This is a genomic window from Arthrobacter sp. FW306-07-I (genome assembly GCF_021800405.1).
In the GTDB taxonomy this organism is placed as follows: Bacteria; Actinomycetota; Actinomycetes; order Actinomycetales; family Micrococcaceae; genus Arthrobacter.
On the sequence record NZ_CP084550.1, the window covers coordinates 572,606 to 587,732 of the forward strand.

A 15,127-nucleotide genomic window follows, 5' to 3' on the forward strand; every position below is an offset into this window, starting at 1 on the left:
AGCTAGCGGGCGCCGCCCTGCCACAGGGCATCGAAGGGGGCGCCGGAGGCAACCCGGTTGCGGATGCCGGTGGTCACAAAGTCCTTGGCGGTCCGGGCTGCCTCCAGCGGGCTGGCGCCCTTGGCAAGCTCGGCCGTGACGGCGGCGGCCAGCGAGCAACCGGCGCCGGACACGGCCACCTCGCCCACCTTCGGCGCGCTGAGGACTTCGAGGGTTTCGCCGTCGTAGAACACGTCCACGGCGTCCGGGCCTTCCAGCCGCACCCCGCCCTTGGCCAGCACGGCCGCTCCGCTGAGCTCGTGGATGCGGACGGCAGCGGCCTTGAGGGATTCAACGTCGGTGATCTCCAGGCCGGAGAGCGATTCCGCCTCGAAGTGGTTGGGCGTGACGAAGGTGGCAAGCGGCAGGATCTGCGCTTTCAGGGCCTGGTCCGTGTCCAGCGCGTGGCCGGGTTCCTGGCCCTTGCAGATCAGCACCGGGTCCAGGACAACATTGGCGAAGCTGTTCTCCTGCAGCGCATTGGCCACCGTGCTGATGGTGGCCGGGCTGCCCAGCATGCCGATCTTCACCGTGTCCAAAGCCGAAGGGGCGCCCGACGCCGGACCGTAGGCCGCCGTCGTCGCCTCCAGCTGGTCGGCAATCACCTGCTGGTCCACCGGCACGAAGCGGTGGTTCCAGCTGTCCTTCGGGTCGAAGGACACGATGCAGGTGAGGTTGGCGATGCCGAAGACACCCAGCTCCTGGAAGGTCTTCAGGTCAGCCTGGGCGCCGGCGCCGCCGGTGGCCTCGGAGCCTGCGATGGTGAGGACGACGGCGGGGGCGTCCGCGGACAGCGTTGCGTCAGGGGATACGGAAGTCATGCCCCCATCCTGCCACCCGGCGTCGGACGCTATCCATGTAGGGGCGTAGAGCGGCTGTGATGAGCGAGTGTTCAGCGGTCCAAGCGGTTCATTATTTGACCGTCAGGCTGTCCCCTTGGCGATCTGCAGGAGCGCCCTGCCCAGCTCCGGCTGGCTGTAGGCAAATCCGGCGTCAAGAAGTTTCTGCGGCTGGACCCAGCGGCTTTTCAGGACCAGTTCGGTCTCCGTGTAAATCAGGACGGCGCCCGCCCGGAGGAGCCAGGCAGGGGTGGGCAGCCCGAAACGCGCGCCATAGGCCCGGCGCACCAGGCGCATCATTTCCTGGTTAGTGACGACGTCCGGTGAGGCTATATTGACGGGCCCGGTGATGTCGGTCCGTGCGTGCAGGAAGAGGATGCTGCGGTACAGGTCCTCCACGTGGACCCAGCTGAACTTCTGCCGGCCGTCGCCCATATGCCCGCCCAGGCCCAGTCGCGCGAGGTTGGCGAATGGCCTCAGTGCACCGCCGCCCCGGCCCAGCACGATGGCGATCCTCAGCGGGATCTTCCGGGTTCCCGGAGTGTCCGCTGCGGTGAGGGCCGCTTCCCAGGCCCTTGCGACGTCCACGGAGAAGCCGGAACCAAGGTCGCCGCCGGCCTCGGACTGGGGACGGTCGCGTGCATCCCGGTAGATGGTGCCGGTGCTGGCATTCAGCCAGGTGGGCGGCGGGACCTGGCATTGCGCGATGGCCCGCCCCAGTGCCCGGGTGGTGGCCACCCGCGAGTCCAGAATGATTTTCTTGTTCCGCTGGTTGTAGCGGCACGAGACAGAGCGTCCGGCGAGGTTCACCACCAAGTCGGCGCCGTTGAGCACCCGGGCCATGCCGGCGTCGTCATCCCATGCGGCTGTGGAACCACCTGCTCCGTTGCGTCCTATGGTCCGCACCGTCCAGCCGTTCTCGCGGAAACGCCTGCAAAGATAGGTGCCAATGAAGCCGGAGGCGCCGGCCACTACGACTGTCTTTGCACTGTTCATCTCTTCCCCCAATGTTCGCTTCTGTCCTAGTCGCGGATGCTGCCGCTCAAGTCGAGGACGTCGTCAAGCACCTTGCTGACACCCGGAATGCGGGCCAGTGAGAGGCCGCGGGCAATGAGCGGCGCTGCGCCGTCCACCAGCTTCCGGGTCCGCCGCTGGCCTTCCGAGGAGTCGTAGACCCAAAAGAGGGTGATCCCCATGTAGCAAAGCCACAGCAGTTCAGGCAGCTCGGCCCGCAGCTTCTTCGGTACGGCGGGGCTGGACCCGTCCACCGTGCGCCTGAAGATATCCAGCGCTGCCTCCCGCGCGGGCGTTGAGTCCGCCGAGAAGGGGTTCACCGGCGATGTGGGCCGGATGGCGGTGGCCACGAAGTCCGCGCCGAAAGCATGGTAGGGCGCCATGACGTCCAGGCCCGCGTGCAGAGTGGTTTTCAGGCGGTCCGCGAACCCGGCGGCGGCGTCCAGCAATTCGGCTGCCCGCGCGGCGTGTTCGGCCTGCACTTGGAGGTACAACTCGTGGACCAGATCATCCTTGGACGAGAAGTAGTAGTAGGCATTGCCAACGGAAACGCCCGCCTCTGCAGCGATGGCCCGCATGGTGGTCTTCTCGAAGCCGATCTCGCGGAACATGCGCAGTGCGGTGTCCGCCACCCGCTGCCTGGTGTGTTCGCCCTTGGCTGCCACCGGCGCCTCCAAATTCCTGAACGTGTTCAAAAACAGTGTGCCACAAGTAGTTGAACATGTTCAAACGTCCACGGGAATTGGTCTGCCTGCGCCAAGGAGCGATCCCGTTCAAGGCGATGCGAGAATTGCCCGAGTGCTAATACAACCGGCGGTCCACAGCTGGTCGCCGGCCAACCACTCCCGAACGGACACCGTCATGTCTTCTTCTTCCGGCCACAGTGCCATGCCCGATGCCGCCCTCCCGCGGCCGGCCCACCAAGGTGCCAGCTTCGCCGCCATCGGTTCGCCCTACTTCGGGATCATGCTGGCGACCATGGCCGTGGTGTTGATCCTCTCCAACATAGGAGCATCCAAGGGCGTCGCCTTCGGCCCCATCGTCACCGACGGTGGCTTTTTCCTCTTCCCCCTCGCATACATCCTGGGCGACGTCATCAGTGAGGTCTACGGCTTCAAGGTGGCCCGCAAGGCCATTCTCACGACCTTTGCGATGTCCGTCTTCGCCTCGCTCTGCTACTGGGTGGTCATTGCGCTGCCCGGCTTCGACGACGAGTACGGAGCCGCGAAGCAGTCCGCCTTGGAAGGCGCCCTGGGCCCTGTGCCGCAGATCGTCCTCGCCTCGCTGCTCGCCTTCCTGGCCGGGCAGACCATTAACTCCTGGATCCTGGTGCGCATGAAGGCAAGCACCGGTGAGAAGTCCCTGTGGGCCAGGCTCATGGGCTCCTCCGGCGCTGGGGAATTCGTGGACACGCTGATCTTCTGCAGCATCGCCGCGTCCGTCATCGGCATCACTGACTTCGGCAGCTTCGTGAATTACGTGCTTGTGGGGTTCGTGTACAAGACTTTGGTTGAGTTCCTTTTCGTCCCCGTTACCTCGCTGGCCATCAACTGGGTCAAGAGGCGCGAACCCAGTTACGGCCTCGCAACCCCGCCCGCGGCAGCGGTGACGAACGCCGCGTAGCTGCCGCCCGGCGTCGTGCGTTCCGGCTGTCTGGTTCCGGGACGCCGGAACGGTGCGGGATCGCCGGAAGGAACCGGCGACCTGGTCCCGTTCCGGCGATTTTGGCCCTGGGGCGGCCGGGCTACCGTTGGAGTGCGGCTAGGACACGGGCTTTGAACTCCTGTTCGCGGAAGAGGTCGGCCCATTTCACGCGCAGGAAGGTCCAGCCGTTCTCGGTGAGTGCATTCTCCCGCTGCCGTTCCTGGAACAGCACCTCGGGCGTCGGCTTGTAATCGAAGTACTTGGTTTTCCCGTCGAATTCGAGGGCCACCTTCTTTTCCTTCCAGGCGAAATCCAGGCGGTACTGGCCTGCCCCCGTGGCTACGGGGACTTGGGGCTCCGGCAGCGGAAGCTTCAGCCGTGTCAGGAGTTCGCGGGTGAGCGTCTCACCGGCTGACTCCGACCGTGGTTCTGCTTGGGTGAGTGCGAGCCGGAGGGTACGGATCCCGCGGCGTCCCTGCAGGCCGTCAGCCATGCTTTCCATCAGCGCTTTGTCTGCACCGAGCCGGAGGGCGTGGTCCATCAGCACGAGCGCCTGGCGGTAGGTCAGCATCATGGCGCAATCCACTGCCGTCCGCTCAAGCGAGGTCACCCGGAGGCCGCCGCGAATCACCACCTCCGCCTCGGTCCAGGGCCGGGTATGGCCGCAGACATCCTTACCGAGCCGCTCGCTTGAGGGGTTTCCTGGCAGTAGAAGGTGGATCAGGTTATCGACATCCCATAGATACAAACCGTGCAGCCGGGCCGCCGATGTGTGGCTGTACACATAGCCGCCCCGTGAGGTGGTCAGCGTCCCATGGGCATGGGCGTGAATCAACTGCCTGCTGCGAACAGGCCGCGACTGCTTATCCCAGAGCTCGGCGCGGATGTAGCAGCCGTGGCGAAGGCGGACAAGCTTCCGGTTGAGCACCAGGGTCTTGATGGCCCGTCCGTTGAGGCCCTCCTCGTGCAGTTGCCCCGTTCGCCACAGGTTGCCGGTGCTCGGAAGTGCAAGGAGGCGGACTGGCTGTGGTGTCATCCCCACAGGATCCTGCCGCTGCGGCACCGCCGGAAGGCGCCGCCGTCGTTATGTGTAAAACGTCCTGCGGCGCGGGCTCGCCGGAACCCGTCGAACTCGCCGCAACCTTCCGGCGATCCGGCAGCTTTCCGGCGAGTTTGACGGCGGGCGCCGGCTTAGCCCTTCAGCGCACCGTCCAGCAGTGCCCGCAGTTCCGTGAAGTGCCGCTCGGTGGCCTCGGGGTGGAACGCGGAGGTGTCCGCCATGGTGTAGCCATGCGGAGCGCCCTCGTAGATTTCATTGGACGCCTCAAGACCCGCGTTCTTGAGCGTTTCACCCAGCTGCGCGACGGCCTCCGGGGCCATGCTCCGGTCGTGGTCCGCATGGCCGAAGACGAACCGGGCCCTTGCGTCCTTGAGCCCCAGGTGCGGGCTGTCCGGCTCGTCGGTGACGAGGCCGCCCGCGTGGAAGCCGCCGCAAGCTGCCACCTGGTCGGGGTGGGAGGTGGCGGTGCGGACGGCGAGCCGGGCCCCCATGCAGTAGCCGGTGGTTCCGATGGGGCCGGGTGCAACGCCGTCGAGCTCCCGGAGCGCGGAAACCCAGGCGTCGATGTCCGGCAGCGCCTTGTCCGAGGTCAGCCGGCCCACCCTGGGGAAGGCGGCCTTGCCGGCTGCCTCCCGGCCTTCCTGGCTGGTCATGTCCCCGGCGGGGGCCAGCTCCCCAGCCGTTCCTTCCCGGTAGAAAACGTTCGGTGCCAGCACCACGTAGCCCCAGTCGGCGATGCGCTGGGCCATCTCCTGGATTCGGGGACGCAGGCCGAAGGCATCCATGTAGAAGATGACGCCCGGGAAAGGGCCGGTTCCGTTGGTCGGGCGGGCTACCAAGGCCTCGGCGGCACCGTCAGCGGCAGGGATTTCGATGGATTCGATAGGCATGGGGCCACCCTACCGGAGGCACCCGGAAGCGGCTCTCAGGAGTAGTACCGGCCCAGGGTCTCGGCCTTGAAGTCGAAGAACGTGCCGGACTCGATGGCCAGCCGGGCATCGTCCACCATTTTCACCACGAACCGCTCGTTGTGGATGGAGATGAGGGTGGCGGACACCATTTCCTTGGCCTTGAACAGGTGGTGGATGTAGGCGCGGGAGTAGTTGGCGCAGGCGTAGCAGTCACAGCCCTCCTGGAGCGGGCCGAAATCGCGTTTGTACTTGGCTCCGGAGAGGTTGAATCGGCCCTCCGGGGTGTAGAAGGCGGAGTTACGTGCCACGCGGGTGGGGGAGACGCAGTCGAAGGTGTCGGCGCCGTTTTCGATGGCGGTGAAGATGTCGTCCGGCTCGGAGATGCCCAGCAGGTGCCGCGGCTTGTCCTCCGGCAGTTCCTCATTGCACCAGCGCACGATGGTGCCGAGGTTTTCCTTCTCCAGCGCACCGCCGATCCCGAACCCGTCGAACGGCATGGCGCCCAGATCACGGCACGCCTTTCGGCGCAGGTCCTCGTACTGGGCGCCCTGGATCACGCCGAACAACGCCTGGTACGGCTTGCCGGTCCGTTCCTCCGTCAGGCGGAAGTGCTCCTCAAGGCACCGCTCCGCCCAGAGCCGGGTCCGCTCCAGCGACTCCTCCTGGTAGCGCCGAGAGTTCTGCAGCGTGGTGAGCTCGTCGAACGCGAACATGATGTCCGCACCGATCTGGTGCTGGACCTGCATGGAAATCTCGGGGGAGAACCGGTGCCGGTCCCCGTTCAGGTGGGACTTGAACCAGACCCCGTCATCGTCGATGTGTGCCAGGCGTTCCTTGCCGGGGGCTACGGCGTCATCCGGGCCGGAGGCGTCCACGGACTTCATGTCGATGACCTTCTTGAACCCGGAGCCCAGGCTCATCACCTGGAATCCGCCGGAGTCCGTGAATGTGGGGCCGGGCCAGTTCATGAATGCGCCGAGGCCGCCGGCTTCGTCAAGGATGTCAGGTCCCGGCTGCAGGTAGAGGTGGTAGGCGTTGGCCAGCAGTGCCTGCGCGCCAAGGTCCGCCATGGATTCCGGGAGGACGGACTTCACCGTTGCCTTGGTCCCGACGGCGATGAACGCCGGCGTCTGGATCTCACCGTGCGGGGTGGTGATGGTGCCGGTGCGGCCCAGGAACTCCCCGCCGTTTTCGGCCTCCTGCGCCTGGGAGGGCGGGCAGGACTCCGCCAGGCGCGTGCCCACCGTGAAGGAAAACTGTGAACGGGTATCCGGCAGGGCGAAGGCAGGGTTGGCTGGCACCGTACCAGTGTGCCAGCAAAGCGCACGGCGCCAGTAAACCCGGCCCCAGTAAACCCCGGGACCGGTTAGCTCAGCTGGCCGGTTCCGAGGCCGGGTAGTTCGAAGCCCGCCAGGAATCCCAGGACTGCCGGATGGCGTCGAAAGCCCCTGCCCCAAGGTCGTAGGTGGAAGCGACAATCAGCGAGCCCTCGCCCTCCGCGCGGACGTCCTTGATGGCCGGGTGGTCGGCGACCACCAGCAGCCCCTCGCCGTGCTCCGCGTAGCTGTGCACCGTGAGGCCCACCTGGTGGCTGGTGCGGTACCAGACCTTGCCGCTGATCTCCTCGCCCGTGCCCAGCGTCACCTGGTACGGCTCACCCGCCGCCGGGAGGTCGGCGAGCCCCAGCTTCTCGATGGCTGAGCCGTTTCCCTCGGTCAAGTGCAGGAACAGGGTATGCCGCTTGCCGTGCGGGTGCCGTTCCAGGGCGAAGCGGAGCTGCTGCAGGAACGTCAGCCAGCCCTGCGTGATGTCCTCGTCCCAGGCAGCCCACTCGGAGTCATGGTCCACGGCGGAGCGGGTGACACTGACCCGGGTGCCACCGGCCTCCGGGTGGAGCTCAAACGTGTCCCCGCCGTGCACGGTAAGGCTGGTGTGGTCCGGTGCTTCCTGCACATCGCTGGAGAAGTAGATCTCCTTAATCTCGGACTCGAGGTCCTCGGACTGCCAGCCATGCCACTGGGCCACCTTGGACGGTTCACGCAGCATGGTCCAGACCTGCGGCGCGTCGGCGTTGATCACTACGCTGAGATTGTTGGTCATAGCCCCGAATGTACGCCCCGGAAACTGCCCCGGGTAGGGGCAATTTCCCCGTCAGGCAGATGCCCGGAAGCTCAGGAGCGGACGGCCTCCAGCTCGTTGCTGATGCGCCGTTCCAGCTCCGACATCCCGATGGTTTCCGAGCCGCCGTGCGCCCGCAGGAAGAGCAGGGACTCCAGCCGCAGCAGCCGCCATTCGCGCTCGGCGTCATGGTTGGAGTTATCGATGGAGCGGAAGATTTCCTTGTCGTACAGGTTGGGTTCGTTGAGCGAGCGCTGCCGCACCTTGGCGGCCATGCGCGCCTTGAACGGGTCCGTTTCCTGGTTCTCCGGCGTGCGGATCAGCTTCTCGTAAACCTCGGCGCGTTTGTCCTGGCCGTCCTGCCGGCAGATGTAGCTGGCCAGCGCCAGGGACGCCTCCACAGAGGTCCACCGGCCGGGGTTCCCGTCATAGGGCAGCACGGTCAAAAGGTCAGCCACGGACAGTGCGCCGTCGGCGTCCTTGAGGGTGATGAACAGTTCGTGCGCCAGGTCGCTGAGGTCCTTCAGGCAGCTTCCGGACTTGAAGTTCACGCCCTTGGACAGCCGGTCGGTCAGGAGCAGGACGCCCTCTGCGTCCGGGTGCGCCTCGGCGGCGGCTTCCACCACGGACTCGGGGGTGCCGGAAGGGGCCGGGATGAGCGCGAGTTCCTCCTCGCTGGGCCCGGTCACTGCGGGCGGCAGCGGCGGGAGGGGAGGCACGACGACGGCGGGGGAAACGGCGATCGGCCCGGTTCCGGGGCCGGGCTGCTCCTGCCGTCCGTCCTTGGGCGCGGCGGCTTCCGCCGGCGGGGTGGGCTCCGGAAGGTTTGCCGACAGCGGAAGCTGTGTGACGTCGTCGTGCGCTCCGTCCACCACCGTGACCACGGTGCCGATGGCCACCCGCAGCGTTCCGCCGCCGGAAAGGCTTGCCAGCACCAGTGCCGGGGAGCCGAAGTCGTCGTGCTCAAGCTCCACCTGGTCGATTTCGGCAGTGCGCCGGCCGTCGGGGAGGAGGATGTGGCTGCCGGTGGTCAGAGATCCAGCCTGCTGTTCACTGTGGTGCCTGGCGGCTGGTGATTCGGTCATGGGAGTCCTTAAGTTCTCTTGCGGTCCGCCCTACAGTCTACAAAGGCGGGCGCCTAAAACCGGGGACCCCCACGTCCCGGCGGGGTGCCTAGAAGCCCACGCCTGCGAACGCCAGGGCCTGCCGGATGAGGCCGCCGCGGCCGCCGGAAAATTCCATCTGGACGCCCGGGCTGAGGACTTCCTCGGGGGTCATCCAGGTCAGTTCCAGGGCGTCCTGGCGGGGCTCGCACTCGCCCGTCACCGGGATGACGTAGGCCAGCGACACGGCGTGTTGCCGCTCGTCCGTGAACCCTGTCTGGGAGGGCGCGGGGAAGTATTCGGCCACAGTGAACGGCACGGGGCTCAACGGCAGCTGCGGGAACGCCAGCGGACCCAGGTCCTTTTCCATGTGGCGCAACAGGGCGGCGCGGATGGTTTCGCGGTAGATGACCCGGCCGGACACCAGGGAACGCACCATGGTCCCGTCCGAATCCGCCTGCAGCAGCGTGCCCACCTCGTTGACGTACCCCAGCGGATCCAGCCTGACCGGTACGGCTTCCACGTACACCATGGGCAGCCGCCCCCGCGCCTCAAAGAGGTCTTCTTCAGAGAGCCAGCCGGGATTCGGGTCAGGTGTGCGCACGTTCATGCTTAAGTTCTACCCCATGGGGCGTCGCTGGGAGATCCACACCGTGGCGGGCGCGTTGGGGCTGCCCGCGTCGGGATTAGCCACGTGGAGGGTGCTCCCAAACGCCTCTTCGGTGAGGCTGGCGGTGAAACCGGCCGCGGTGAGTCGGTCCCGCAACGGTTCCAGGCCGCCGTCGTATTCAAAGCCCAAACCCGAGCGGGGTGCCCCTGCTGCCGGACGCACCAGGAGGACGCCGCCGTTCTTGGCCGTGAAGTCCGCAGTTTCGTCGTTGTCGGGGACGGGACGGGGGCGGGCGCCCACATGCAGCAGCGTGCGGACGGCTCCCTCCGGGTCCGCCGTGTACCAGACCGCGACGACGGCCAGGGCGGGGTCGGCGTCAGCGCACTGGGCGGCGTGGGCTGCTTTGTCGGCCATGAAACTGAAGCCGTCGGGGGCGCTGATCCGGCACGTTTCGCCGTGGGCCGCCGTGACCAGCTCAGCAGGCCGCGTTCCTTCCCCCTGCACTCCATCCTCTTCCTGCGCGGACAGGTTGGTGCGGCGCGCGAATTCGGCGACGTCGCCCACCTCCACCGCGAATTCGGTGTGGCCGTCCTGCCCGGACCCGGCCTCCGCCCCGTGGAGCGCCAGCCGGCCCGACGCGGAATCGAAAACCTGCCAGCCGCCGTCGTCCTCTGTCTGCACCATCCCCAGAGCGGTGAGGAACTGCTTCCAGGAGTCAGTGCGTGAGGTGAAGTGGACGGGGCGGACTCGAAGCATGGCGTTGTCCTTCGGGCTGGGGGACGGTCTGTAGGGCCATAATGCCACCTGAAGATCCGGTGCACACGGGGCTTGTGACCTGCCATTCCACAGGCAGAATTAGGCCATGGCCGATGACCTTGAGGAATTGCTGGTGCCGGATGCCGCTGCCTGGCGCGCCTGGCTGGAGGAAAACCACAGCACCAGCCCGGGCGTGTGGCTGGTCCTGCACAAGAAGGGCGGGACGGTGACGGGCCTGGACTACGCGGCCGCACTGGACGAGGCACTGTGCTTCGGCTGGATTGACGGTCAGGGCCGGCGCCGCGATGACGAAAGCGTGTTCCAGCGGATGACCCCGCGCCGCCCCCGCAGCATCTGGTCCGCACGGAACGTGGGGCACGTCGCCCGGCTGGAAGAGGCCGGCAAGATGACCGACGCCGGCCGGGCGGCAGTGGAGGCGGCCAAGGCGGACGGCCGCTGGGAAGCGGCCTACGGCGGGCAGGCCGATGTGCAGGTTCCCGAGGACCTGGCCGCCGCCATCGCTGCAAACCCGGCCGCCCAGGCGATGTTCGATGTGCTCACCAAAACCAACCTGTTCTCCCTGGTGTACCGGACCAACTCGGCGAAGCAGGCCGCAACGCGGGAGCGCAGGATCACCGGTTTCGTTGAGATGCTGGCCCGCGGTGAGACGCCCTATCCGCAGAAGAGGCGGCCCGCCGGGCTGGACTAGGGGAGGCCTGCGGCGGTTACGGCCGCGGCAGCCTCCAGCGCCATCCATGCCTGCAGTTGGGTGGCGAGCTCGACGGCGGCCCCCGGCGGATACGTCGCGGCCGCCGGTTGGGCCGCATGCACCGAGAAAATGCTCCTGCCCTGCAGCCGCGCATTGGCCTCGCTGGGGCCAACAGGGCGGCGGCCGGACCAGAACGCCTCAGCAGTGTCCGTCACCAACCGGGCGGCCGTGGCACGGGTGGCCTGGGGAAGCCGGGTATCCGCTGCGGCAAGGGCCAGGTAACGGCAGAGGATCCCGGTGAAGAGGCCGCCGTCGCCGGTTCCCTCGCAGCGGAGCACCGAGCGCTGGGCTGAACTGCCGTCCGGGCCGGCAGGAACCGTCAGCAGCCGCTCCACCGCGTCCACCAGGACGGCCGCCCTGGCCAGGTTCGCTTCGCCGCCCAGCTCCAGGAGCGCGCCCAGCACCGGGCCCTGGTTGTAGGTGTACACCGCCCGTTCCACCACCACGTCGCCGGCCGGGTTGAGGCGGACGCCGTCCAGGTAGAGGCCCTGCCCGGCGTCGAACAGGGTTGCATCCAGCCAGTCCAGCAGCGCCTGTGCCTTGATCGGCTGGCCCGTGCGGGCATAGAACAGTGCCACCGGCGCCGTGGCGGGGGTGTTCTTGAAGTCCCGCTTCTTGCTCCAGAACGTGCCGCCGCCCAGGTCGTCGGTGCAGGCCGCGTCGAACTGCAGCGCCAGCGACGCGCGGACTTTGGCGTTGCGGCGGCGGCCGGGGCGCCGTGTCTCCTCGGCCAGCCGGTCCAGCCGCAGGGTGGCCAGGGCAAGCCAGGCCATGTCGTCGTAATAGCTGTTCACAAAGGTCAGGGCGTTGCGGAGCCTGATGCCCGTCACCAGCCGCGAGGCCAGGTGGCCTGCGCTGGGCCGGTCCGGGCCGTCGAACCGGGCCGCGGGGGTCGCTCCGCTACCCAGTTCCCTCCTGCCGGTGTCCACCAGGCAGTCCACGTAATGCGCCTGCCACCAGTAGTGCCACGGGAGCGCCATAGCGGCGGCAGGCCGGGCCCGCCGGAGCAACGCGGACCACCGGCTGCCCAAATGGGCGGCTTGATCCTGTTGTTCCTGCTGGGCCTGCCGGTCCGGGTGCCTGCCCTGCCACAGCACCGCACCCAGGTGGGTGCCGGGGAGGAACAGCAGCTTGTGGCCGAACAGGGCGGTGACGGAGCGGGCCGCATGGTTTGCCCTGTCTGGCCAGGCGGTCATGGAGGTGCTGCTGGACGTCATGCCGTCCACCCTAACCGTGCCGACGGGGAGGCCAAGGCAGCGGGGCCTGTGCGAAGGGTGCGGCCCCGGGCGATTTCAGTTAACATTCATTAACTGTTGCTCGAGGCCGCGCCGCGGCATGGGGACACGCATCAAGGAGGATGTATGGACATCAAAGGCAGCGTCGCACTGGTGACAGGCGGTGCGTCCGGGCTGGGAGCGGCCACCGCACGGAGATTGTTCGACGGCGGCGCCTCGGTGGTGCTCGTCGACCTGCCGTCCTCGAACGGGCAGGCAATGGCGGACGAACTCAACGGCCGCGCCGAAGCCGGCCAATCCGCCGTCTTCGCCCCGGCGGACGTGACCAGCGAGGCTGACGTGCGGGCCGCCGTCGGGACCGCCGCGGGGCTGGGCCCGCTCCGGATCGTGGTGAACTGCGCCGGGATCGCCACCCCCGGCAAGGTGCTGGGACGCGACGGCGTGGTGCCCCTGGACACATTCAGCCGCGTCATCCAGGTGAACCTGGTGGGCACGTTCAACGTCCTGCGGCTGGCCGCCGAAGCCATGGTGGCCACCGAGCCCGCCGCCACCCCGCTGGGCGGCCCCGAACGCGGTGTCATCATCAACACGGCCTCCGTGGCGGCTTTCGACGGGCAGATCGGCCAGCCCGCCTACTCCGCGTCCAAGGGTGCGGTGGCGGCGATGACCTTGCCCATCGCCCGGGAGCTGGCGCGATCGCTGGTCAGGGTGGTCACCATTGCTCCGGGCATCTTCGAGACACCCATGATGGCCGGGCTGCCGCAGGAAGCGCAGGATTCACTCGGCGCCCAGGTCCCGCACCCTTCCCGGCTGGGCAAGCCGGAGGAATACGCCAACCTGGTGGCGCACATCGTGGACAATGCCATGTTGAACGGCGAAACCATCCGCTTGGACGGTGCCATCAGGATGGGACCGAAATGAGCGCCCCGGACCTTTCGCTGTTGCCGGCCGCGGACTTCTTCGCGGTGGAATCGATGCTGGGCCAGGCCGAACGGAACAAGCTGGCCGAGCTGCGGGACTTCCTGGCGGCCGAGGTTGCCCCTTACGCCGGGGACTGGTGGAACAAGGCCGAGTTTCCGGCGCACATCCTGCCCAAGCTGGCCGCCCTGGAACTGAGCACGCCCGTGCACCGCGGCTACAGCCACCTCTTCGCCGGACTGGTCATCGCGGAGATAACCCGGGTGGACACATCCCTGGCCACCTTCTTCCTGGTCCATCACGACCTCTTTGTGGAATCCCTCCACACCTTCGGCACCGAGGACCAGAAGGAGCGGTTGCTCGCTGACGCGTCGGAGTTGCGCACCACCGGTGCCTTCGCGCTCACCGAACCCCTGCACGGGTCCGACGTGGCCGGCGGCATGGAGACGCGTGCCAGGCGGGTTTCGTCGATGACAGGAGAAGCGGACGACGACGGCGACGCCTGGGTGCTCAACGGTGCCAAGCGCTGGATCGGCAACGGGACGTTCTGCGACTACATGCTGGTATGGGCCCGGGACGAGGCGGACGGCGCGGTCCGGGGCTTCATTGTCGACGCCACTTTGCCGGGGGTCAGCCGGAGCAGGATCGAGAACAAGATCGCCCTGCGCACGGTGCAGAACGCGAACATTGAGTTCCGCGACGTCCTGGTGCCGGAAGCGGACCGCTTTGCCCGCATCAACAGCTTCGTGGACACCAAGGAACTGCTCCGCAGCTCCCGGATCATGGTGGCCTGGCAAGCGGTGGGCCAGCAGCTGGCAGCGTTCGACGTTGCCCGGCAGTACGCGGTGGAACGCCACCAGTTCGGCCGGCCGCTGGCCCATTTCCAGCTGATCCAGCAGCAGCTGGTGACCATGCTGGGCAACGCGGTGGCCAGCATGTCCATGATGGCCGGGATCGCCAGGCTGCAGGACCAGGACGCCGCCGACATGCCGCAGGTGGCCCTGGCCAAGTCCTACCTCAGTGCCCGGATGCGCGAAACCGTGGCGCTGGGCCGGTCGATTTTGGGCGGAAACGGCATCGTCACCGACTACCGGATGGCCAAGATCTTCGCCGACGCAGAGGCCATCTACACCTACGAGGGGTCATTCGAGGTCAACACCCTGATCGTGGGCCGGGCCATCACGGGCATTTCGGCCATTTCCTGAGCTTCCCCCGGCGCTAGGCGGGATAGGGCTGCTTCTCGCCGGCCTCCACCCGCACGTCCAGGCTGTTGTTCTTCACGGGCATGGGGCAGGTGCCGAAGGGGGTGAAGGCGCTGGGGTAGTTGATGACCCGGTTGAAATCGAGGACCACGGAACCGTCGGGCCGCGGCCTGGAGAGGGAAAGCTTCCGCCAGTCACCTGTGGTGTCCCCGTTGGTTTCGTCGTGGAACGTGACGGTCAGGGCGCCGAGTTTCTCTTCCTCCGCCTGCAGCCGGAACTCGTGGCTGCTGCCGGGCAGGCTGAAGACTACCTCGCCCACGCTGCGGTGCACGCCGTCCACCAATGGGTTCGCGGTGCCGATCGGTACGTCCACCGGCGCAGGGTAGGGCTCAAACCGGCCCGTCACTTCCCATTCCGGGTTGTAGGGGTAAGTGGGGACGGCGTCGAATTCCGTGAAGACCGGTGAGGTGTTGTCCCGGGTGCGGATGGCGTACCGCCCGCCGCGCATGGCCAGTTCCACCACCACCTGGTCCCCGTCCGGGCCGCCGAACTGCACCCACATCAGCGACTCCTCGTCCGCGAGGACGGCGGACACGGTGCCGTCCACCCGTTCGCCCGTCTCCACCAGCGTGAGCCCGTCTGAAGGGACCGCGGTGAGGAACGCCGTCGTGCCCTTTGCGTCAGTGGACCACAACCCCGGGGCGAGGTCGACGGCGGCGGGGGAGTCCCCGAGCCACTGGAAGGAGGTGAGGGTGAGCCAGCCATGGGGCGAGGCCATGGCCTTGTCCCGGTTGGTGCGGAAACGATGCCAGCGCTCCACTTTCGCGGCTGGGGCGGTGGCAGTTGGTGCTGCGGCAGTTGAAGTTGGGGCGGCTGGGGTGGTGGCCATGGTTCCTTCCGTTGCGTGTG

16 protein-coding genes are annotated in these 15,127 nt (G+C 67.4%); 4 read left to right on the forward strand and 12 right to left on the reverse strand.

Features of this window, described 5'->3' with window-relative positions; genetic code table 11:
- Positions 1–2 precede the first annotated feature (2 nt).
- From LFT46_RS02800 to LFT46_RS02810, 3 genes are all read right to left on the reverse strand, one after another.
- On the reverse strand, positions 3–860 hold the full coding sequence (locus tag LFT46_RS02800) for a hydroxymethylpyrimidine/phosphomethylpyrimidine kinase (protein WP_236821190.1): 858 nt from the start codon (positions 858–860) through the stop codon (positions 3–5).
- 102 nt (positions 861–962) lie between these two features.
- Positions 963–1,874 carry a TIGR01777 family oxidoreductase gene (locus LFT46_RS02805; RefSeq protein WP_236800977.1) on the reverse strand — a complete coding sequence of 304 codons (912 nt, stop codon included), beginning with the start codon at positions 1,872–1,874 and terminating at the stop codon, positions 963–965.
- 26 nt (positions 1,875–1,900) lie between these two features.
- The gene (locus LFT46_RS02810) at positions 1,901–2,557 is read right to left on the reverse strand and encodes a TetR/AcrR family transcriptional regulator (RefSeq protein ID WP_236800979.1); all 657 of its coding nucleotides are present in this window, start codon (positions 2,555–2,557) and stop codon (positions 1,901–1,903) included.
- A 196-nt stretch (positions 2,558–2,753) separates the two neighbouring features.
- Between LFT46_RS02810 and LFT46_RS02815 the strand changes: the two genes are divergently transcribed.
- Entirely contained in the window at positions 2,754–3,515 is a 762-nt protein-coding gene (locus tag LFT46_RS02815) for a queuosine precursor transporter (protein WP_236821191.1), read from the forward strand.
- 121 nt (positions 3,516–3,636) lie between these two features.
- Here LFT46_RS02815 and LFT46_RS02820 read toward each other — a convergent pair whose 3' ends face one another.
- The 7 genes from LFT46_RS02820 to LFT46_RS02850 all read right to left on the reverse strand — a co-directional run bounded on the left by LFT46_RS02820 (position 3,637) and on the right by LFT46_RS02850 (position 10,094).
- Entirely contained in the window at positions 3,637–4,572 is a 936-nt protein-coding gene (locus LFT46_RS02820) for a hypothetical protein (protein ID WP_236800981.1), read from the reverse strand.
- 155 nt (positions 4,573–4,727) lie between these two features.
- The gene (locus tag LFT46_RS02825) at positions 4,728–5,486 is read right to left on the reverse strand and encodes a dienelactone hydrolase family protein (protein WP_236821192.1); all 759 of its coding nucleotides are present in this window, start codon (positions 5,484–5,486) and stop codon (positions 4,728–4,730) included.
- A 35-nt stretch (positions 5,487–5,521) separates the two neighbouring features.
- Positions 5,522–6,808 (reverse strand): tRNA guanosine(34) transglycosylase Tgt, encoded by a 1,287-nt coding sequence (tgt, locus tag LFT46_RS02830; RefSeq protein ID WP_236821193.1) that lies wholly within the window; start codon positions 6,806–6,808, stop codon positions 5,522–5,524.
- Positions 6,809–6,878: 70 nt separating this feature from the next.
- Complete coding sequence (locus LFT46_RS02835) at positions 6,879–7,607, reverse strand: SRPBCC family protein (RefSeq protein ID WP_236821194.1); 729 nt, start codon at positions 7,605–7,607, stop codon at positions 6,879–6,881.
- A gap of 71 nt (positions 7,608–7,678) precedes the next feature.
- Positions 7,679–8,710, reverse strand: coding sequence for a DUF6707 family protein (locus LFT46_RS02840; RefSeq protein WP_236821195.1), 1,032 nt, complete (start codon positions 8,708–8,710; stop codon positions 7,679–7,681).
- An 88-nt stretch (positions 8,711–8,798) separates the two neighbouring features.
- Positions 8,799–9,338, reverse strand: a complete 540-nt coding sequence (locus LFT46_RS02845; protein WP_236800987.1) for an NUDIX hydrolase family protein — start codon at positions 9,336–9,338, stop codon at positions 8,799–8,801.
- A 9-nt stretch (positions 9,339–9,347) separates the two neighbouring features.
- Positions 9,348–10,094, reverse strand: a complete 747-nt coding sequence (locus LFT46_RS02850) for a VOC family protein (protein ID WP_236821196.1) — start codon at positions 10,092–10,094, stop codon at positions 9,348–9,350.
- A gap of 106 nt (positions 10,095–10,200) precedes the next feature.
- Between LFT46_RS02850 and LFT46_RS02855 the strand changes: the two genes are divergently transcribed.
- Positions 10,201–10,803: a YdeI/OmpD-associated family protein gene (locus LFT46_RS02855; RefSeq protein WP_236821197.1), complete on the forward strand. Its 603-nt coding sequence runs from the start codon at positions 10,201–10,203 to the stop codon at positions 10,801–10,803.
- Here LFT46_RS02855 and LFT46_RS02860 read toward each other — a convergent pair.
- On the reverse strand, positions 10,800–12,080 hold the full coding sequence (locus tag LFT46_RS02860; RefSeq protein ID WP_236800992.1) for a glycoside hydrolase family 76 protein: 1,281 nt from the start codon (positions 12,078–12,080) through the stop codon (positions 10,800–10,802). The two genes, LFT46_RS02855 and LFT46_RS02860, sit on opposite strands and share 4 nt — an antisense overlap.
- Before the next feature lie 144 nt (positions 12,081–12,224).
- Between LFT46_RS02860 and LFT46_RS02865 the strand changes: the two genes are divergently transcribed.
- Positions 12,225–13,019, forward strand: coding sequence for a 3-hydroxyacyl-CoA dehydrogenase (locus tag LFT46_RS02865; RefSeq protein ID WP_236821198.1), 795 nt, complete (start codon positions 12,225–12,227; stop codon positions 13,017–13,019).
- Entirely contained in the window at positions 13,016–14,221 is a 1,206-nt protein-coding gene (locus tag LFT46_RS02870) for an acyl-CoA dehydrogenase family protein (protein WP_236800994.1), read from the forward strand. Before LFT46_RS02865 ends, LFT46_RS02870 begins: the two co-directional genes overlap by 4 nt.
- A gap of 13 nt (positions 14,222–14,234) precedes the next feature.
- Here the strand turns inward: LFT46_RS02870 and LFT46_RS02875 are convergent, their stop codons facing one another.
- Positions 14,235–15,107 (reverse strand): DUF1684 domain-containing protein, encoded by an 873-nt coding sequence (locus tag LFT46_RS02875; protein WP_236800995.1) that lies wholly within the window; start codon positions 15,105–15,107, stop codon positions 14,235–14,237.
- Positions 15,108–15,127: the final 20 nt, after the last annotated feature.

Bases quoted from the DNA above. Each gene is read 5' to 3' on its own strand.
- LFT46_RS02840 (WP_236821195.1), bottom strand. From the start codon at position 8,710: ATGACCGAATCACCAGCCGCCAGGCACCACAGTGAACAGCAGGCTGGA.
- LFT46_RS02850 (WP_236821196.1), bottom strand. From the start codon at position 10,094: ATGCTTCGAGTCCGCCCCGTCCACTTCACCTCACGCACTGACTCCTGG.
- LFT46_RS02855 (WP_236821197.1), top strand. From the start codon at position 10,201: ATGGCCGATGACCTTGAGGAATTGCTGGTGCCGGATGCCGCTGCCTGG.
- LFT46_RS02860 (WP_236800992.1), bottom strand. From the start codon at position 12,080: ATGACGTCCAGCAGCACCTCCATGACCGCCTGGCCAGACAGGGCAAAC.
- LFT46_RS02805 (WP_236800977.1), bottom strand. From the start codon at position 1,874: ATGAACAGTGCAAAGACAGTCGTAGTGGCCGGCGCCTCCGGCTTCATT.
- LFT46_RS02870 (WP_236800994.1), top strand. From the start codon at position 13,016: ATGAGCGCCCCGGACCTTTCGCTGTTGCCGGCCGCGGACTTCTTCGCG.
- LFT46_RS02800 (WP_236821190.1), bottom strand. From the start codon at position 860: ATGACTTCCGTATCCCCTGACGCAACGCTGTCCGCGGACGCCCCCGCC.
- LFT46_RS02865 (WP_236821198.1), top strand. From the start codon at position 12,225: ATGGACATCAAAGGCAGCGTCGCACTGGTGACAGGCGGTGCGTCCGGG.
- LFT46_RS02820 (WP_236800981.1), bottom strand. From the start codon at position 4,572: ATGACACCACAGCCAGTCCGCCTCCTTGCACTTCCGAGCACCGGCAAC.
- LFT46_RS02835 (WP_236821194.1), bottom strand. From the start codon at position 7,607: ATGACCAACAATCTCAGCGTAGTGATCAACGCCGACGCGCCGCAGGTC.
- LFT46_RS02825 (WP_236821192.1), bottom strand. From the start codon at position 5,486: ATGCCTATCGAATCCATCGAAATCCCTGCCGCTGACGGTGCCGCCGAG.
- LFT46_RS02845 (WP_236800987.1), bottom strand. From the start codon at position 9,338: ATGAACGTGCGCACACCTGACCCGAATCCCGGCTGGCTCTCTGAAGAA.
- LFT46_RS02815 (WP_236821191.1), top strand. From the start codon at position 2,754: ATGTCTTCTTCTTCCGGCCACAGTGCCATGCCCGATGCCGCCCTCCCG.
- LFT46_RS02875 (WP_236800995.1), bottom strand. From the start codon at position 15,107: ATGGCCACCACCCCAGCCGCCCCAACTTCAACTGCCGCAGCACCAACT.